Annotated in this window: 16 protein-coding genes; 2 read left to right on the forward strand and 14 right to left on the reverse strand. The window is 26.8% G+C overall.

Going from position 1 to position 21,125, the window contains the following annotated elements; translation table 11 throughout:
* Positions 1–11: 11 nt before the first annotated feature.
* From HUU89_RS05055 to HUU89_RS14720, 10 genes are all read right to left on the reverse strand, one after another.
* Complete coding sequence (locus tag HUU89_RS05055; protein ID WP_175301141.1) at positions 12–1,517, reverse strand: DNA cytosine methyltransferase; 1,506 nt, start codon at positions 1,515–1,517, stop codon at positions 12–14.
* Complete coding sequence (locus HUU89_RS05060) at positions 1,514–2,734, reverse strand: DNA cytosine methyltransferase (RefSeq protein WP_175301142.1); 1,221 nt, start codon at positions 2,732–2,734, stop codon at positions 1,514–1,516. The genes HUU89_RS05055 and HUU89_RS05060 overlap by 4 nt, the downstream gene beginning before the upstream one ends.
* A gap of 196 nt (positions 2,735–2,930) precedes the next feature.
* Positions 2,931–3,704: a hypothetical protein gene (locus HUU89_RS05065; protein ID WP_117864105.1), complete on the reverse strand. Its 774-nt coding sequence runs from the start codon at positions 3,702–3,704 to the stop codon at positions 2,931–2,933.
* Position 3,705: 1 nt separating this feature from the next.
* The gene (locus HUU89_RS05070; RefSeq protein WP_175301143.1) at positions 3,706–4,635 is read right to left on the reverse strand and encodes a hypothetical protein; all 930 of its coding nucleotides are present in this window, start codon (positions 4,633–4,635) and stop codon (positions 3,706–3,708) included.
* 2 nt (positions 4,636–4,637) lie between these two features.
* Positions 4,638–6,695 carry a hypothetical protein gene (locus tag HUU89_RS05075; protein WP_175301144.1) on the reverse strand — a complete coding sequence of 686 codons (2,058 nt, stop codon included), beginning with the start codon at positions 6,693–6,695 and terminating at the stop codon, positions 4,638–4,640.
* Positions 6,682–9,483 carry a Z1 domain-containing protein gene (locus HUU89_RS05080; protein ID WP_147580185.1) on the reverse strand — a complete coding sequence of 934 codons (2,802 nt, stop codon included), beginning with the start codon at positions 9,481–9,483 and terminating at the stop codon, positions 6,682–6,684. The genes HUU89_RS05075 and HUU89_RS05080 overlap by 14 nt, the downstream gene beginning before the upstream one ends.
* A gap of 263 nt (positions 9,484–9,746) precedes the next feature.
* On the reverse strand, positions 9,747–10,925 hold the full coding sequence (locus HUU89_RS05085; RefSeq protein ID WP_175301145.1) for a hypothetical protein: 1,179 nt from the start codon (positions 10,923–10,925) through the stop codon (positions 9,747–9,749).
* Between the two features lie 102 nt (positions 10,926–11,027).
* Complete coding sequence (locus HUU89_RS14710; protein ID WP_217498434.1) at positions 11,028–11,789, reverse strand: ATP-binding protein; 762 nt, start codon at positions 11,787–11,789, stop codon at positions 11,028–11,030.
* Positions 11,774–11,962, reverse strand: coding sequence for a hypothetical protein (locus HUU89_RS14715; protein ID WP_217498435.1), 189 nt, complete (start codon positions 11,960–11,962; stop codon positions 11,774–11,776). Before HUU89_RS14715 ends, HUU89_RS14710 begins: the two co-directional genes overlap by 16 nt.
* A 51-nt stretch (positions 11,963–12,013) precedes the next feature.
* A complete protein-coding gene (locus tag HUU89_RS14720) occupies positions 12,014–12,463 on the reverse strand; it encodes an AAA family ATPase (protein WP_217498436.1) in 450 nt (149 codons plus the stop codon).
* A gap of 237 nt (positions 12,464–12,700) precedes the next feature.
* Here HUU89_RS14720 and HUU89_RS05095 point away from each other — a divergent pair, with 237 nt between their 5' ends.
* The gene (locus tag HUU89_RS05095; protein WP_147580183.1) at positions 12,701–13,663 is read left to right on the forward strand and encodes an Abi family protein; all 963 of its coding nucleotides are present in this window, start codon (positions 12,701–12,703) and stop codon (positions 13,661–13,663) included.
* A 114-nt stretch (positions 13,664–13,777) separates the two neighbouring features.
* On the opposite strand, the gene HUU89_RS05100 is transcribed toward HUU89_RS05095, so the two are convergent.
* The 4 genes from HUU89_RS05100 to HUU89_RS05115 all read right to left on the reverse strand — a co-directional run bounded on the left by HUU89_RS05100 (position 13,778) and on the right by HUU89_RS05115 (position 20,057).
* Complete coding sequence (locus tag HUU89_RS05100; RefSeq protein WP_175301146.1) at positions 13,778–15,421, reverse strand: glycoside hydrolase family 13 protein; 1,644 nt, start codon at positions 15,419–15,421, stop codon at positions 13,778–13,780.
* Positions 15,414–17,630: an alpha-galactosidase gene (locus HUU89_RS05105; RefSeq protein WP_175301147.1), complete on the reverse strand. Its 2,217-nt coding sequence runs from the start codon at positions 17,628–17,630 to the stop codon at positions 15,414–15,416. Before HUU89_RS05105 ends, HUU89_RS05100 begins: the two co-directional genes overlap by 8 nt.
* Positions 17,631–17,639: 9 nt before the next feature.
* On the reverse strand, positions 17,640–18,446 hold the full coding sequence (locus HUU89_RS05110) for an HAD family hydrolase (protein ID WP_175301148.1): 807 nt from the start codon (positions 18,444–18,446) through the stop codon (positions 17,640–17,642).
* Positions 18,447–18,578: 132 nt separating this feature from the next.
* Positions 18,579–20,057: a 6-phospho-beta-glucosidase gene (locus HUU89_RS05115; protein ID WP_119364278.1), complete on the reverse strand. Its 1,479-nt coding sequence runs from the start codon at positions 20,055–20,057 to the stop codon at positions 18,579–18,581.
* A gap of 159 nt (positions 20,058–20,216) precedes the next feature.
* On the opposite strand from HUU89_RS05115, the gene HUU89_RS05120 reads away from it, so the two are divergent.
* Positions 20,217–21,107 carry a helix-turn-helix domain-containing protein gene (locus HUU89_RS05120; RefSeq protein WP_175301149.1) on the forward strand — a complete coding sequence of 297 codons (891 nt, stop codon included), beginning with the start codon at positions 20,217–20,219 and terminating at the stop codon, positions 21,105–21,107.
* Positions 21,108–21,125 lie beyond the last annotated feature (18 nt).

Here is a 21,125-nt window from a genome sequence, read left to right on the forward strand (position 1 = left end):
TATATTTTCCTTTATAAATATTTTTTTATAACTGAGGAAATTCCTCGTGACATAAGAGGTGGGACAGCGTTCCCAATTTGCATATATGTTTTTAAGTATGCTCCTAAGAAAAAATAATCATCAGGAAATGATTGAATTCTAGCCGCTTCACGAGGAGTTATGCTACGAATTTGATATGGATGTATATGAGAATGACAATCCATTCTTAAGTGAGCAGTAATAGTTCTACAAGGTTTATCAGGGATCAATTTAAAATACTTGTCTTTAAAAATATGATTTCGATGAGAATAAGGCATAATATCACTGATTTTTTCATTTGTTGCGTCATCTCCTGGATCTAGACGTCTATATATTTCGTAATTTAAATCGGAAACATATCTGGCTTTATGATTGAAAGTAAATGGAGTGCTTCGATTCATATTAATTAAAGATAAATAGTCATTGTTATTTCCAAACTCATTAATATCAATTTTTTTTCCTGATATATCTGAATCTATTTCATTTTTATTTTTTTCTCTTTGGGCTTCAAGTGGTTTTATAAACTCAAGAGCATCAGATAAATTAAAGCCATCTATTTTTTTACAATTTAATTCAATTTCTTCAAATAATGATTTTGGAGAAATATTTTTCTTATCAACAACGTCGTTTCGTATAGCTATATAAATAAGTCTTTCCCTGCTTTGAGCCACTCCAAAATCTTTTGAGTTTAATAATTTATACGATACAGTGTAATGATAATCAATATTATTTTTTGAAGATTTTACTTTTTTAAAATCTTCTATCACTTGGTCGGCTACTTTTAACATTCCTCTTACGTTTTCCATTACAACAAATTTTGGAGCGATTTTTTCAACAGCTTTTAAAAAATATTTGTATAACTGATTTCTCGGGTCATCAATTATTCTTTGTTGATTTGCAGAGCTGAAGCCTTGACAAGGAGGACCACCAATAATAACATCTATATCTTTAGAAACAAATTGATCAATATTATCAACAATTTTTTTTAAATCACCAAGTATTATTTTTTTTGATGGTGTATCCGGATGATTATATTTATAAGTATTTATACATACTTCTTCTATATCATTTGCTAATTCAATTTTAAAATTATTTTGAATGAATCCTAGACTTAATCCACCTGCACCACAGAATAAATCGATAAGAGTTGGTTCGTTTGCCAGCTCTTTTTTTTGTTGTAATTTTAGTCTTTCGGTATTTGATAATTTATATAAAATATTTTTTAAATCATTTTTATTTTCTTTGTAAAAACATACGGACTCAATAAATTCTTGAAATGTTTTATTTCCTAAAAAATCTTTTAGATCAGTAATATCTTTTTTTTGTTCAATAACACCAATATTTATTAATTCATCAGTGCAATCGAATATTTTAATACTGTCATTTAGGTTATACTTTTTTCTATATTTATTAACAAAATCAATATATATATTAATTAGTTCTTTAAAAAATTGTTTATCTTTTTTTTCATTTATATTTGTAATAGGTGTGAAAATCATAAACTACCTCGTTTAACTAGTAAATTTAAATTTTGTTTTATAGACAATGCGATTGCCTTTGATAGGAGAGGTGGTACAGCATTTCCAATTTGTTTGTATTGTTCTGTTCTTGGCCCACAAAAAACAAAGTTATCTGGAAAGGATTGTAGTCTTGCTGCTTCTCTAACTGTTAATGTCCTTCCTTGTGTATAGTCTGGATGTATAAATTGATTTCCATCTTTATATAAGTGAGCTATAATAGTTTTTGCAGGTTGATCCCACCATTGAACAACATAACTATTGTTAAAAACACGTGCTTTTTTATGTTTTAAATCTGGTCTATGTTCTAATAGTTCTTTAAATGTCCATTTATTTTTTGCCATTTCTGTATATCTTTTAATGTCTAGATCATTATGTCTTCTTGCAACATGATCCATTAAAATATTTGATGTATTATAACTAATTTGTGCAAGAAATTCATTATTAGTATTTGAAGTAAAATTTATAATACTTTTTCCCTCACCAGGTCTTAATTTTGGAAGTTCATAAATAGCATCTCTAACAGTTACGTATTTTTTTAATTCTTCCTTTTCAATATTATTTGCATCAGGTGCATAATGTGTTGATATAATATCTTTATATAGCTGTTCAGGAGAAATGCATAGATCTTTTCTAGTTCCAAGTATTATAACTCTTTTTCTGATTTGAGGGACTCCGTAATTTACGGCATTTAACACCATATCATTGGGATTTGAAAGAATATTATAATTTTTTGATAATTCTTTCATTACAAGATCTATAATTTTTTTATCTTTGATTTTTGCGGTTAAAATTCCTAGAACATTTTCGAAGACAAAAACTTTTGGCTTATAATAATTCAAAATTTTAACATAATTTTCGAATAAAAAATTTCTTGGATCATTTTGCATGCTATTTTTATCTTTTGCTCTTCCTAGAGTAGAATAAGCTTGACAAGGAGGGCCCCCTATAATAACATCAATCTCTTCATTGTTAGATATTTTATCTATTAGAGTAATTATATTTTTATTAGTTATATCTTCGTTTATTACGGCATCTTCAGCATTTTTATAATTGTAGAATTTCATCCTTTCAATTAGTGTTTTGCAACAAATTGAATTGATTTCAATATGAGCAACGGCTTTAAAATTTTCTTGATAAAATCCCTCACTCAATCCACCACATCCAGCAAATAAATCAATAAAAGTAAATCTTTTCATACTATCTTCCTTTAAATAAAATTAAAACATAATAATGAGTATTATATCATAAATTTATGAGAGTGGAATTATTTTTTTTAAAATTATAAAATATATGATAGGTAATAAAGTATGAATTATTTTTTATTATATATTTTATATCATATAATAAATATTTATATGTTTTTTGGGAATAAAAATGGAGGTAATTGATTTTCTAACTATTAACTAAGTAAAAGTCAAATAAATCTTTTACATACCCTTTAATACCACCATCATACGTCATAGGTTCATAGACTTCTAGTCTTGCAACATTTAATAACATTATTTTTCTTGGAAATTCCTTATCAGATATGGAAGCATCATTATTAAAATACTTTTTAATTTCTTCTCGTCTTTCATAGAACTGTGTAATAATTTCTCTTACAAGCTGAATCCTAAAGCCATCACTTCCTGATCTATCTACTATGTTTAGTATGTAATCAGTATTAAATTCTTGAATTACTTTTAATGTTTTATCGTAAGCATAGACTTTCTTATTATCTACAATTTGTGTTTGCATTGATAACATGCAATACCACCATATCGTTCTTAACCAAATTCTATTAGGTATAGAATAAAAATATTTTTCTTTTTGTCCATGTCTTTCTAAGACTAAATCAGGAATAATATAAAGTGAAATGTATCTCCATATATTAATATTTGAAGCGTCATGTAACTGAAATTTGAAAGATCTTAAAATTTTAAATAATTCAATTCCAAAATAACAGTCAGTATAATATTTCTTTTTTGAATAATTCAGTTTTCCATTGTTGATGCCATCATTTATTTGAGAAATAATTTCTTCATAAGCATCAGTAAGTTGATATCTTAACTTTTTTTCTGATTGAGATGTAAGTGTTGATAATATATAAGAATCTCTAAAATCATTTTCTAATAAGGATTCATATCTTTCTCTAGCATCAACTTGATTTAACTCCAACCATTCCATATTACAATTCCTTATAAACATTTTCTTTAACGCTTTGCATCATAGAAATAATAGTATCTACTTTAATATTAAAAGTTCTTATAAAGTAATGCATGGCGGCACAAATGCTTCCTTCCTCAAAATCTTCGTTATCTTTCACTTTTTCTAAATAGCCATCCTTATCTAAATTTAATAATATCATTAGAATTGCTGATGAAAATATTTCTTTAAATAGTGGCGTTGAACTTTCAAGGTTCTCTTCATCTAAGTATTTGTAATCGGGATGATCAGTATTTAATAATAGGCATACATTTTCTGCGCTAAATTTGTCTATTTCTGGGTTGATAGAAGAATATTCAAGCATCCACAATGGTTTGGTTACTCCGTTGGACACTGTGGCAATTGGGAATTCAGATCCTTTTCCTTCTAGCATAATTTTTGCCTCATTAAACATGCCAACAATCATCCCTTTTTTATTAGCTAAATGCATTTCATTAGGTAATATATTTTCACAATCCCCAACAGTAAAAATTACTCTTATTTTTACATATTCTTTCAATCTGTCTGGCTTAATATCCATTGAAATTGTTTTATTAACAAAAGTGTCTTTAATTGAAAATGCTCCTATTTTTCTTGTATCTCTTTTTTGAGAAGGTTTAGACATCCATTGAAGTGCTATATTAATAGATGCATTATGAGGAACTATTCCATTTTTTCCAAATAGTACCTGAGGATTATCGATAGTTAAATTTGTTTTGAATTTTAAGTTATAGTCTTTAACATTCCATATGTTTTTTTGATCAAGAATTATGTATTCATTATTTTCAAAATCGTAATCTAGATCATATTCAATATTATCGGATATATATGAAAAAGAATAAGGTTCAATTGATATACTTGATTCTTCAAATAAATCATTATTAAGTTTTGGGAATAATTCGAAACTGCTCACATTTATTCACCACCTTTAGTTAGTTTTATAGAATATACAAAGCCTTTATCCTGAGTTTCTAATGTAATTTTACCTTCTATTAGAATCTTGTTGTTTCCATGATTTTTAAATACTATTGATGAATTATTAATTTCATCGCCTTTTAGAGTTATTTCTAATTCATCATATAAATAATTATCTTTTATATCTACTGGAATTCTTAATTCATTTGATCCTTTGTTTATAGAAATGGTAGATATTTGAATTTGTTTTATATTTATTGGGAAAGCCTTTTTTTGTATTGTATTATCTTTGTTCATTAAGTTATTCCATGTATTTAAATTACCGATACCAAGAATACTTATATCAATTGATGCATTATGATTTAAAAGATTCAACTCAAAGTCAATACTAGATAAAGTATTATTTATATTAATAACATTTCCTGTTTTTAAAGTGCTCCCGTTTCTAGATCGTGTTATTGTAGATCTCTCTTTTGGTTTAGGTTTAATGCCTGTTTGTGGAGTACTACCATAACCGATGGTTGGTAAAAATAGCTTACCTAATTTTTGAGAAATACCTATAATTCTTCTAGGTTTATTTAATTCATTTTCTTTAAGTGAGTCTTGAATTATTTTTTTAGTATTTTTGCATATTGTTGCAACTACTTTACCATAATTTTTTTCTTCAATATAAACGTCATCCCAAGCATTATGATCGGCCATTTCGCTTTTTCTGATATACAGTTCTAACTTGAAATAGTCTTTAAAAATAGCATTACTATTTAATACAAAAATTCCTATTAATATTTCGTCTTCGGGTGTATTTGGAATTTTATCGGCCCATTTATTTGAAATTTGATAATCAACAATCATACCGGGTTTTCTACAAAATCCAATTATGGGTCTATTACCATTTGAAGTGTTATTTTCTATTCCAATATAGGTATAGGGACTTAGTTCAAAAGATTTTATTGGAATCTTACAAAAAGCGATACTACCTGAGTTTTGACCTTTTAATTTTGAATATTTTACTGTTTTGACATCATAATCTAATATGTGGTTAATATCAGGATTGTATGAAATATTATAATTATTAAGCAAAGCAAGATTGTATAATTCTGAAATAACTTTGAAAAAATAATTTTCATCGTCATTAAATTTTATTTTTTGATTATTGATATATACTTTCAAAAAAGGTTTATCAAACATCTCTTTATAATTTTTGTTATTAATTCTAGGGGCGTACCATTGTAAAATAGAATTTTCCAGTGTCTCTTCAAAATTATCTTTCCAAAAACAATTATTGTTCCAATATTCTTTTTTATAATTAATATCATTTAATAGTTCTTTTTTATTTATAAATGGAATAATAATTTTTGTACCGGTTTCTCTTCCTGCATAACATCTCAAATCAAATATTTTTAAAAAGTTTGAAATATAATCATGATTTTCTATTGGGTATGGAGATCCGTTTTGTTCATCTCCGAACCATGCTATTCCTCTATCGTTTCTTTTAATATTGTGTAAAAGACTATTATATTTTGTTTCATCTTCAATATATGTACAAGCTAATCTCTCTATGTATTCGCCATTTTCTTTAAATCTTGTATAAAAAACGACTAATCCAATTCCAACTCTAAAATATACTGTTTTGCCATATCCCCATGATCCACCAGCATCTTCTTTGGTTTGTGGTTTTGCAATCTCATACACTAGTTTTCTAAAATTTCCATACTTTTCTTTTGCATCAGAATATTTTATTTTACCGTTTAATCCAACAGTATTTTTATCTTCAATAGATATAAAAGAACATTCAGTTTCTTTTATTTTATTTTTCAAATCAACTGATATACCTTCTAATTCATTGGTTAAATTTGTTTTGGTAAATTTACCAATTGTGTAATTTACATCTACACTTCTATATATTCCGATGTTATCTATACCAGCATCAAGAGAATTTTGTAAAGATTCTCTGATCATTAAATCAATAGTTGACATAGAATTATTTTGGATTGATGAAAGGACAGATGAACCTGACATAGACATTGGTGTTTGTTCAGGAATATTAATTTTCATCATAATATTCTTCTCCTTTGTTATCTAATTTAATTGTTAATTTTGAAACATAATCCTTATATTTTTTATCTCCAGGTATTGCCAAGTATAGACCTACCAAGTCTTGAGAAGTATTCAAAGCTAATCTTTTTTGATTCTTTACGTTTAATGGTTTTGAATTTTTATCTATTATGTAAATAACAAGCATTGGATTAATATCAAAACCAATGGACTTTTTAAATTCAAAAAATGATTCACTGTGTCTTTCATCAGGATTTTTAATCTTAGCTTGAATAACTTTTTCTTTGTTTTTTAGTTCGTTAAAAGCAATATCTTCAAAATTATCACGATAAGTTCTTAAAATTCCAATGTTTATATAATCTTTTATGTTGCTTTTCTTTGAACGGTTTACTTTGTTTATTGATACTTTGTTAGATAATTTCCAAGAATTACCGCTTTCAACCCCAACCAAAACGACATTCCATTTTGATAGTTCAGTTGTATCTTTTTTATTTAGCCATTCTAATAATAATTCAATATTATTGAAAACCCTATTGTTATGACAAAATTTAAATTTTGTTAAAAAATGATACACCATTTTATAATCTACATTTTTCCATACAAATGAGCTATTTGACCTTGATTTTATAGGTGCACAAGGAATATCATTTAGAAAAGCTTTTGTTAAGTCAATATTATTATTCATAATATCTTCATTTGTATCAAATGATATTGTTTGCGCCTGAACTCCTGAAAAATTATAGTCTGCTTCGATTACACTTTGTTGTTTATTTCTTGCAGTTATTCTAAGCCAACTAACAGAAGGCGTATTATTTATTAAAGGACCTGCTTGTCTAGGAGAAATTCCTTGTATCATATATTGTTCAAGATTCATTCTTAAGTCATAATCAAGTTTAGATAAAAAGGTAAATTGTTCATACGTAATTTCGTCCATCCAAATTCGAGGATATAATTCATAGCCAAATCTATAACCAAACCATCTCCCCATTTGCATTAAACTATCAGCTTGTCTTCCTTTTCTAAAAAAGTATGTACTAACCAGGCCTTCTAATGTAAGTCCTCTAGAAAGAGTATTTCCCCCTATAATAATAAAAGCAGGTGCTTCCATTGCATCTAATTGTTTTTTTTCTGGATAAATTATGCGTTTGTATTCATTATCTTCGTTAATTTTATTATTTTTATAATTATCAATACATAGATGTATACCGTTGCTATATTCGAACGAATTATCATCATTTAAGAGAATATAGTTAATTCTTTGTTCAATTAGTTTTTTTAAATAAGGTTTTATCTCATTAAAGTTAGGATATTCTTCCACGTTATCAATCATTTCATAATCTGGAAATTCCTGTTTTAAAGTATCATAAGAAAACAAATTAGTTTCTTTATCCCAAACTTTTTTACAATCATTTATAATGGCGTCTATTTTTGTGGTACTTATCCAATTGTTTATAGCATTAGATATACGAGAATGTTCATCAGTTTTATATGAAATGTTTACTAGCATACTAAAAGGTTTTTTTATTTTTTTGAATCTAAATGCACTGACAGAACATAAGAACCAACAAATTGCGGATTTTAAATTATTTGGTATGTCTAAACTTGTTTCTTCAAGTATTTTATTTATTTTTGATTCATCATCACTATCTATATTTCTGATAATTGAAAGACCATCGCTTAACCCATCTTCATCAACTCCAAAAATTTCTTGAGGGCCAAAATAACTTTTTGGAGGAGTAAGTGTTGTTATAAAATTATTTGGATATAATCCATCTTCGCTACTATCATTTAGGAAATTTGCATAAGGAGTAGCAGAATAACAAATATAATTCATTGCTCCACACAATTGTTTACCTTTTGGACCATTTACGATATCATTAACCAATTTATTAATTGTAGTTTGTTCTCCTGAATCTAATTTTTTGGTATTGATACTTGCTTGATCAGCTTCATCATCTATTATTAGAACTCTCATATTCTTTGCATTTGATGTATCTCTTTTAATCCAGTTAAGTAAGTTATTTAATCTATCCTTTTGTTTTAAAGTAACGCATAAATATTTTGTATGCGAATGATTACTTAAATCCAAATCGCTTAGTTCTTGACCAGGATCTGCTTTTTTATTGGTTATTGATGAAAGGGAAACCCAATTAAACATACCTTTACCAGAAAAATCATTTATTAATCTTTTTTCTGTTTGCATTCTTAAATTTTCAAGCATTCCTCCTAATATAATAAAGAAATTCCATCCATTATCAGCGCATTGACTTATTAATGCACCCATATTAGCTGTTTTTCCTGATTGAATAGCACCTACTACCATCCCTTTTATAGCCCCTATATCTTCAGAGTATTCAGTGGATAATCTTTTTCTTATTATTTCAGTATCATTTTCAATTATTTTTATAGATACTTTTGAAAAATGTTTTTCGTTAAGCAGTTTATTTTTATATAATACCCAAGCACTTCTTTTGCTTGTAGATGTTCTACTTTCATTATCTAGTAATTTATCAGTGATGATTGAAGAGCCTCTTGAATCTCTGCATTCTTTAGATTCTTTATAGATAAGTTCAATTCTATCGCAAGCAAAAATATAGTCGTCATATGTTGTATTGTCTTCTAGTAAACCATCATCTATCATTTCTTCGATTTTTTCTTTTATTTCATCTAAATTCTTATAATTGAAATTTCTAATAAATTGCCAATCAATTTCTTTTCCTTTAGATAAAAATTTTGTTGAGATCCTTTTTTCAATAAATTCTTCACAGCTTATTATAATATTATCATTCATATTCTTTACCTCTTTAGTTATTAAACATCTCAATTAGTCACTTATAATTTATTAAATATTAAAATTTTATATCATTTTATATAAGATTGAATTGTGAAATTTAAAAATGTTTTATAGATATAATTATACATCCTGATAGGAATGTATTCTATATAAATGGACTAAGCGAATGGATTTTAAAGCTAAAAACAATAAAAAGGTATATGTAGGAATTGTATTCAGTAGTATATAATTTTAAATCTAGAAGGAACTTAGTATTAATTTCAAAATATTACAACAATTTCATTATTTTTATTATTTATGTGAACATTGATATCCAACCAATTAGTTGACCTATTAATTTTATCAGTCATTTTATTAAACATATCATTATTTTTAAATGCTAATGTTATTTGTTTATGGTTAAATTCACATTCTATATTATTTAAAACATCTAAAGGAGATATATCTAAATTAGAACATGTTTTTATAGGTTCTAAAGTATCAGCTAAAGCTAGAATAAATAATATAGGATTCCTATTAAATTGAACCGGTTGAGCGTAAGGTGGGGTCAATTGTTTTAAACCATATTTTTCATATTGTTCTATAGTATAGTCATCAGTTGCAAACCACATATTATGTGAAATAATACAATCAGCTAAATATGCAAATATAGGAAATTGAGAGGTACTGAAATGTAAATCATTAATATAGAAATCATTAAAATCAGCAGATTTGTTTCTTGAGAAAGATAAATAATAATTTTTAACTAGGCTATCATATAACCATAATCCTCCTACTATTCCATGATCATAATGATTAATCTTTGGATTCATTTTGCAATATTCTAAATAATTAAAAATAGTTCCGCTTGTATACATACTTTTCTTAATTGTAGTTCCATTATAGTAAGGTATTTCATATTTTGTTCTAACTGTTGGTGTATGATATCTTACATAGCGAGAAGGAACTGGAAAAGTAATTCCTAAATCATAATATGCTGTAAAAGGCATACGTTTATAAAATGAATGATTATAATAAATTTTATTTTCTTTCATAATCTTTTCAAAATCTTTAGATTTTTTTCTATAATCAAATTTGTATGTCCAGTCTTTTTCTTGAATATATCCCATATCATGAAATAAAGAGACTAAAAACCAAAGATAACTAAATTCAAAAATTTCATTTTGATCATTATCAATTATTTTCAAATCATGAAATGAACTGTTTTTTATAAGAAGGCCAATAAAAAAAACTGACAGTGTATGATTTACTCTTAATGTTTCACATTCTTGTAATATATCGCGAATTAAATAACTTTTTCCAGCATATGCGAAAAAATCATCTATAAATTTTTTAGCATCATTTATATTTTTTGGAAATGCTAAATCGTTTAAATAATAATTCCAATCAATATTGTTATATTTGTAATAATTAGACATTGTTTCATATAAAGTTTTCATGTTCTTTCTCTTTTCTAAATATTTTATAATTCTATTTTATCGTATTACATTAATTTAATCATTATATTTTATGATGCACATTAAAAGCTGTCTTACGACAGCTTAATCAAATGACATATCATTTAAATTAAATAATAATAAGTGATCATTATTTTCTTGTAATATTTTTTCATCAAAACCATTTTTTGAAAATAATGCATAATAGATTTTATTATTTTTCTTTAATGGTTCTAGTTTTGCAAGAGTATCTAAATATTCTGAATAAGAAAATGGACTTTCTTTAAATTTACATTCACCTATTAAATAACATTTTTCTTTTTTAGATAAAGCAAGAATATCAATTTCTATTTCTTTAATTTCAGTATTATTGTTTTTGCTTCTAACAGTTGTTTTTCCAAACCATCGCCCTATTTTTTCATATCTAAAAGGAAGCTTATTTTTTAATTGTAATCTTGTAAGATATTGTTGACATACTTTTTCATAGGTAATAGAAGCATATCTATCTAGATTATCAGCAATAACATACTGGTAAATACCATCTACATCACCATCTTCTAGACTAGAATAGTTAGTAAATATAAAGGTGTACCAAAATCTAAAGAATTGATCTGTTAATTGATAAATTCCACGATTATTATTTGCTATTTCTTTATTACCAGCATCGATAGAGAGTTCTCTTTCTACAATACCAAGTTCTATTAAATTTTTTAAGTAAACGCTGGTTTTTGAAGTGTTGTTAATAAGAGTTTGTGTTGATATTTCATTTATCTTTGTATTTCCTAAAGCAATGGCTTCTATAATAGAATTATATAAAGAAGTTTCTCTTAATTCTTGATGTAAAAGAAATTCTACTTCATTAAACAAAATACAACCTTTGTTAAAATATTGTATTTTATATTTTCTTCAATAGTTAAGTCACTATTGAATTGTTTTAAATAATGAGGTATTCCACCTAGTATAGAATAAATAATAATTTGTTGTTCTAAAGAATAATTTGGAAAGAATTTTCTAGCATCAAAGAAATTCATTTCTTTCATTTTATAAATATCAGTAGCACGACCATATAATGGATTTTTATTTGCAAGTAATTATTTTTCAATAAAACTCATAGCACTGCCACATAAAATGATCATTACATTTTCATTTTTTAGAGTAGTATCCCATAAATTTTGTAAAATAGAAGGAATAGATTTATTATTTTTACACATATAAGGAAATTCATCAATAATAATTAATTTTTTTTCTTTATAAGGTAACTCTATGATAGAGCTTAATACTTGCTTCCAATCATGAAAAGTACTTAAATATTGGCTTGCTTTAATATTTTCTTTTAATAATGACTGAGAAAAGTTTCTTAATTGAATATTATCAGGGCATTCTTGACATGAGTAAAAAATATGTTCTTTGTCTTTACAAAATTCATGTAATGTTTCTGTTTTACCAATGCGGTATCTCCCATATAAAAAAATAAGTTCTGCATTTTTTGAATGATAACGACTATTTAAAAAATTTAATTCTTGTTCTCTACCTATAAACATATATCTTCACCTTTTTTATAATTATAAGGTTATATATAATTGAAACAATGGACAAATAGTCCACAAATTTACCTAAGCAAGCATAGATAAAAAAACATTTTTTTAAATAGTGAATAAATTTTAAAACAGATAGATGATATAAGATTATTTTGGTAATAAAGTATGGTAATATAATGTTATCAATAAAAAAAGAAATACTTTTATTTTTATAATATTTTATCGAAAAGAGGGATATGAGTGAGTGTCTTACTTCAAGAAAAAACAAAACCTATATTGTCTGTTGATGAGCAAATAGATAAATTAAAAGAAAATGGTGTAACTTTTAAATATGTTTCAGAAGATAATGCCAAAGAATATTTAAGGAAAAATAACTATTATTTTAAGTTAACATCATATAGAAAGAATTTCTTAAAAAAAGAAGTCGATGGTAAAAAGGTGTACATTGATTTGGATTTTGCATATTTACAAGATTTAGCAATCATTGATATGGAATTGAGGTATTTGTTAGTAGATTTGTCTTTAGATATTGAACACTGGACAAAAATATATTTATTAAATTTAATTCAATTACATAATGAAGATGGTTATGAAATTGTAAATGATTTTTTGGATAGTTTAGATAAAAATCAGTATGATAGATTAGAAAATGAAGTATTAAGAAATCGAAATTCAATTTATTGTGAAGATTTAATAAATAGCTATCCTGATTTAAAAAAATACCCTATATGGGTTTTTATCGAAGTAATTTCTTTTGGTACACTAATATCATTTTATAAATTTTGTGGGGAAAGATACAATGATAAAATGATGTCAAAAGATCATTTTATATTAAAAATGTGTAAAAGTGTTAGAAATGCAGCGGCACATAGTAATTGTATAATAAATGATTTAAATGCAAAAACAACATCATTATCAACAAGTTATTTAGTTACAAAAGAATTGGCAAATATAGAGAAAATTTCGAAGGTTACTAGAATTAAGAAAATGAGTAATGGTAGAATACAACAAGTAATATCTTTGCTTTATATGCATAAAAAACTAATACCAAGCGAAGGTGTTAGAAAGAATGCTGTTATAAATTTGCAAAAATTTAGTGATAGAATAAAAAGAAACGGTCACTATTATGATAATAATGATTTGATTAGGACAACTTTTGAATTTTTGAATATTGTTATTGACAATTGGTATCCAGTTGACTAAAATGAAATTGCATAAAAAAATATATAAATATATTTTGTAAGGACCGTGTAGTAATACATGGTTCTATTTTTTTTACAATAAAAAGCCCTCTAGTTTATCACTAAAGGGCTGTTATTATTTTTTGATCATAATAAATTGATAAGGTTTTAAGGTTGTTGGGTTGTAATTGTTGTAGTTATCTAACAAGATATTTCCTTGAATATCAGGAATTGATTGTTCAGTGTTTGTAAAGTTACATAAACAAATAATTTCTTGTCCTTGATAAGTACGTTTATAACCAATAACATCATCTACAGTATTTACTTCTTCAAAATCTCCATAAACAAGAGTATCTTCTTGTTTTCTAATAGAAATCATTTTTTTATAGAAGCTATAGATTGAATTTGGATCGTTGAATTGATTTTCAACATTGATTTTATCTTGGCTTCCTGTCATTTTTAACCATGGTTCATGATCACTAAATCCTGCGTATTTACTGTTATCCCATTGCATTGGTGTTCTGGTATTATCTCTACTTCTAAGGTTAAGGAAATGCATCGCTTCTTCTTTAGTAAAGCCTTCTTCTAAAGCTCTTTGATATTGTCCATGACTTCCAATATCATCAAATTCACTAATGTCTTTTCTTTCAAAGTTTTCCATACCGATTTCTTCACCTTGATAGATAAAAGGTGTTCCTCTTAAGTTAAAGAACATACCAGCAAGCATTGTTTGAGAATAATAATTATGATTTTTCTTATCTAAGACAAATTTATCGATTGCTCTAGGTTGATCATGATTTTCCAAGAAACTAGCAATCCATCCAAGTTTTTGTACTTCTCTTTGACTTGTAAATAAGAGTTCTTTAAATTGTTTAGTTGTCCAATCATTTCTTTTAAACCATTCTTCATCTTCACTAATATCAAAATTACAATAATTAAAATCAAACATCATTGAAAAACATCCTTGTTCACCAATAAAAATACCTAAATCCTTATATTGAACCCCTACTGCTTCTGCAACAGTCATACAATTATGTTTTTCAAATGTTTCTTTCTTCAATTCATCAAAAAAGACTTCAATTCCTGGTTGATTTCTAGAATAAGCAAAACAAGCACTTAAACCATCTTGTCCATCAACAGGACCATCTAAATATCTTTGATCCTTTTTAATAAAGTTAATTGCATCAACTCTAAATCCTGCAATTCCTTTATCTAACCACCAATTAATCATTTTATAAAGTTCTTGTCTTAAAGTTGGATTTTCCCAATTTAAATCAGGTTGTTTTTTAGAAAAAGCATGGAAATAATATTCATCTCTTCCTTCAACCTTTTGCCATACTGAACCTCCAAAAACTGATCTCCAGTTATTTGGTTCTTTACCATCTTTAGAGGATTTAAAGATATAATAGTCATGATAAGGACTATGAGGATCTTTTAAAGCTTCTTGAAACCAAGCATGTTCATCTGAACTATGATTGATAACGAGATCCATAATAATCTTAATTCCTTTATTTTTAGCTTTTTCAATCAATTCTTCTAAATCAGCCATTGTTCCAAATTCAGGATTAATATCATAATAATCAGAAATATCATATCCATTATCATCCATAGGTGATTTATAAATAGGACATAACCATAACAAAGTCACTCCTAAATCCTTTAAATAATCAAGCTTTTCAATAATCCCTCTTAAATCACCAATTCCATCTCCATTAGAGTCCTTAAAACTTTTAGGATAAATTTGATAAGCTATCTCTTTCTTCCACCATTCATTACTCATTTTCTTTTTTCTCCTTTAAAATATATAATTTAGAATAATAATCTCCAATACCATCCTTATTCTCACCACAAGAACTATCACTTATAATAAGTCCCACATTCATCAATTCATCTCCATATAAATCTAAACCATTAACATGATACATCTTATCTTCATCTAAACCTAATAAAGGTAAACGACGATAACCTACATTAACTTCTTGTAAAGGTCGATAGTAACCAACAATTGCTTGTGTTTTATCATGAGAGACAACCATCCAAGCTGTTTCGTTTGATGTAAATGGACTTTTTAAACGATAAAATGTTCCAAATTGAAATAAAGAACGATATTGTTTCATAAAACTAATTTGTTTTTTAATAATTTCTTTTTCTTCAAAGGTTAATTGATTAACATCTAATTCATAACCAAAAGTACCAAAATAAGCTACATTAGCACGTGTTTCAAGTGGTGTATTTCTAAATGTTTGATGATTAGGAATTGCTGAAACATGTGATCCCATTGAAGAAAGTGGGTAAACAAGAGAAGTTCCATATTGAATCTTTAATCTTTCTATTGCATCTGTATCATCACTTGTCCAACATTGAGGGGCATAATAAAGCATTCCTGGATCAAAGCGTGCTCCTCCACTTGCACAGGATTCAAAGAGTATATCAGGGTATTTAGTTGTTAGAACATCGTATAAATGATAAACACCTAGGATATATTCATGCATGACTCTTCCTTGTGATGAAACATCATGAGTGCTTGAATAGACTTCTGACATACAACGATTCATGTCCCATTTAATATATGAAATATAGGAATCATCAATCACATTCATCATTGCCTTGGCAATGTATTCAACAACTTCATGATTAGAAAAATCTAAAATATATTGATTTCTTCCATGACAACTCTTTCTATGAGGAGTTTTTAATATCCATTCAGGATGATTTCTATATAAGTTAGAATCTTCATTGACCATCTCTGGTTCAAACCATAATCCAAATTTTAAACCTAAATCATGAATTCTCTTTGATAGACCACGAATTCCATGAGGCAGTTTATCTAAATTAGGGAACCAATCTCCTAATCCTTGATGATCATTATTTCTATTACCAAACCAACCATCATCTAACACAAATAACTCAATTCCTAATTCTTTTGCTGTATTAGCCATTGAAACAATCTTATCTTCATTAAAATCAAAATAAGTTCCTTCCCAATTATTCACCAAAATAGGTCTTACTTGATCTCGATACTTTCCTCTAGCAAGTCTTTTTTGATAAAGTTGATGATATGTTTGTGACATTTTATTTAAACCTTGATTACTATAAACCATTACAACTTCAGGACTTTGAAAAGAATCTAAATGATCTAATAGATATTCAAAACAATGAGGATGAATTCCCATAGATACACGTGAGACATGATAATTATCGACTTCTACTTGGGCCAAAAAGTTACCACTATAAACCAAACTAAAACCTAAAACTTCACCACTTGTTTCTTTACAATTTTCTCTTTTTAAAGCAATAAAAGGATTAAATTGATGAGAAGAACAGCCTCTTAAAGAATAAATACTTTGAATACCTTCAGTAAGTTTTCTTGTTTTAATAGAACGTTCTCTTGCCCATGATCCTGTAAGTTCAATCATTTCATAATCTTGATCAGGTAAGTCTAAAGACATAGACATCATTTGATTAAGTCTTAATTTTTGTTTTCCTTCATTAATAATAAAAGCATTTCTTGTAATAACAGGTAAATCATGATAAATGGTATAACTTAACTGTAATTTTGTATCAATAACATCATCATATAGGGTAATGATCAATGTTTGTGCTTCATCTTCTTTTTCTACATAAGTTGCAGGTAAATGATCTAATTGAGGTTTACCTTGAATTATTTGATGATTTACATATTCAAAGTTTAAAATATGACTGCCATTTTCTTGGGTGATATCGATTGCTGGATGACGTAAATCACCAGAACCATAAACAGGATATTCTTGTTTAATATGTTCTAATGAAAAAGTGAGATTACCTTCATAGCTACAAGATGACATTGGTCGAGGACTTGTTTCAAAAAGATGATCAAAGTTATCTCGATCATGAATTCTTTTCCCATAATAGAGTTGACCTAATTGATTGTTTTTTAAGATTTTAAAGATATAACTGATTTGATCATTATATAAATGAAAAGTTTTACTTTCTTCATGAAATTGAATCATAAATTTCTCCTACTCACTAAATAAAATTTTTAAAACATCTTCTAATCCATCATCTACAATAGATTTACAAACAATATTTGCTTTTTCTTTTAAAACATCACAGGCATTTCCCATGGCAACCCCTACACGACAAAAATCAATCATTTCTAAATCATTTTCTCCATCACCAAAAGCGTATGTGTCATCTTGATCTAAATGATAATAATCAAGAACTTTTTGAATACCTGTTGCTTTTGAAATTGTTGGTGAATAAAATTCAAAAGCATTATCACTGCCATGTTCATCAAAATTAATGACATAACCAAAATCATTTTTAATATAGTTTTCAATCTTTTCACGATCGTTATTTGTGACATTTGCTTCTATTTTAATCGCTCTTTTTAATACCTCATTACGATCAAACTTTGTTGTAAATAGATCTTTAAAATGTCCATTTTGAACAAAGAAGTTATAAAGTTCTTTATAAGAAGGATCAATGTATAAATGATTCGCTGTCGCAATCATATAATCACAATGAAGTTCTTCTAACATATTTGCTGTCTTTAAACATAACTCATAATCCATTCTATTTTCATAAATAGATTTTCCATCAATTTCTACATAACCACCATTATTTAAAACATAACCATCAAAAGTACCATCCCACCACTTTTGATCTAACATGGCTTTAGGACGTCCACTACAAATAAAGAGTTTATGTCCTTGTTCCTTTAATCTTTTTAGTTCTTTTTGTACACCTTGAGGAATTTCTTGAATACCACCATAAGACCATATTAATGTTCCATCAATATCAAAAAATAATACCTTTTGTTTCATAACATTTCTCCTTTCGTTAATTATATCACAAAGCAATAATCAATAGTTTTCAAGAAAAGAAAATAGATAAATACGTAAGAAAGTACGCAAGATAAAATGTACTAAAAAAGGAATCTTGCGATTCCTTTTGAATTAATCATCTAAAATAGAAGATCCATTTGTAGCAATCACTTCTTTATACCAATCGTATGATTTCTTTTTAGAACGTTTATAAGTTCCATTACCATAATCATCAACATCTACATAAATAAATCCATATCTCTTAGACATTTGATTAGTTGAATTAGATAATAAATCAATTGGTGCCCAAGTTGTATAACCCATTAATTCAACACCATCTTCTTCAATAGCTTTATACATTTGTCTAATATGTTCTCTTAAATAATCAATACGATAATCATCATTAATAGACCCATCAGCTTCTACCGTATCTTTAGCACCTAAACCATTTTCAACAATAAATAATGGTTTTCTATAACGATCATATAAATCTACACAAGAAATTCTTAAACCGATAGGGTCAATTTGCCATCCCCAATCAGAACTAGGAATATGAGGGTTTTTAATAGCTGTAACAGTATTACCTGCACTCATTTCTAATCCTTTAGTATCCGCAGCAACACAACTTGATGAATAATAACTAAATGAAATAAAATCAACAGGATATTTTTTCATGATTTCTAGATCTTCATCAGTCATTTTAATATTGAATCCTTTATTTTTATACATTTGTAATAAGTATTTAGGATATTCACCATGAACTTGAGTATCACTATAACAATAGATTTGTCTCATTCTTTGTTGTTGTTCTAATACATCTTCTGGTTTACATGTATATGGATAATAAGTTAATTTAGTAAGCATACATCCTACTTTAGCGTCAGGAATATTTTCATGTGTAATTTTTACCGCTAAAGCACTTGCCACAAATTGATGATGCATTGCTTGATATTCAACTTCTTCAAATTCTTCTGGTTTGAATCTTGATTCAATAAGTCCACCGGTCATAAATGGATGTCTAATGATTGAATCAATTTCATTGAATGTTAACCATAATTTTACTTTATCTTTATATCTTTTAGTAATAACATCAACATAACGTGTAAAGAATTCAATGGAACGACGATCATACCAACCATTATAGTCCATACAGAATGCTAGTGGTGGTTCGTAATGGGACATAGTAACTAATGGTTGCATCCCATATTTTAAACATTCATCAAAGACATCATCATAGAATTTTAAACCTTCTTCATTTGGTTCTAATTCATCCCCTCTAGGGAAAATACGAGACCAAGCAATAGACATTCTATAAACTTTAAATCCCATACCTGCAAGTAAAGCAATATCTTCTTTATAATGATGATAAAAATCAATCCCATGGCGTTTAGGATAATAAACTTCATCATCTGTACTTAAAGCTTTTTCAATCATTTCATCAGAAATATCACATAAACCATGCGTATTCAATAAATCTTTCATAGATTTAGGATCAGTGAATAATTGTACATCACTACAACTTACACCTTTTCCGCCTTCTTTCCAACCACCTTCATATTGGTTAGCAGCAGTAGCTCCACCCCATAAAAAACCTTCTGGAAATTGTTTCATATTATGTTCTCCTCTTTTTATCTTATTTTCCTAATTTTATTATATCTAAATTACTTTTTATTTGTTTATTTTTTCAAAATATAAAAAGATATAAATTCTACTTATAAGAGGTGTTGTTTTCTATTTAAAATGATATGATTTGATAAAGGAAGTGGTTATATGGATCTTATTAAAATTGGTAAATATATAGCAGCTAAAAGAAAAGCATTAGGTTTGACTCAAAAACAACTTGCAGAAAAATTAAATATGTCTGATAAATCTGTATCTAAATGGGAAAGAGGTATTTGTTTGCCAGATGTAACAGTCTATCTTGAATTATGTAAAATATTAGGAATAAGCATTAATGAGTTTCTGGCTGGCGAAGATATACCTAAAGAAACAATTGAACAAAAAGCAGAAGAAAATATTATTCAGATTACAAAAGATAATAAAAACAAACAAAAGTATCTAAAGAAAATTATAAGATTATTAATAGTTATGCTTGTTGTTTTCATATTTATTACAAGCATATTTATCTACAAAAAATTAACACAACCACAAAACTATATAGAACCTTATTTAGAAAAAAGCACAGAAATGCAAACGGCAAATATGCTTTCTAGTCGTCCAGGGAATATTTTGTTATTTCATTATAATTCAAAAAAGAATTATGATTCATTAACTATGTATTTAACAGAATATCAAAAAGGTAAAAAGATATCTGATAAAGAAATCTGTACATTTTATAATAATCCTTCAAAAGGAACAAATACCGGAAATATTGCTTTATTAGTTGATTATGAAGCTTCTACTTTGAAGATTATAGATGCTTTTGAAGATGGGTATTATGTAGCTGAAGGTATTTCATTTTTAGAAAACATTAGTAACTATGATGTTTGGGATTATGATAAAATTGAAGAAAAAACATCTATTAAATATAGTAAAAAACAAATGTTAGTGGCATTATCTTATGGAAAAAATCATGTCACATCTCTTCCTATAAAAGGGTTAGAAACAAACAAAAAGATAAAGAATGATTATACATGTATTCTTTCAATTAAGTTTAAGTAAAAACGTCATCACTTGGAT

This window comes from Faecalibacillus sp. H12 (assembly GCF_013361255.1).
GTDB classification, from domain to species: domain Bacteria; phylum Bacillota_I; class Bacilli_A; order Erysipelotrichales; family Coprobacillaceae; genus Faecalibacillus; species Faecalibacillus intestinalis.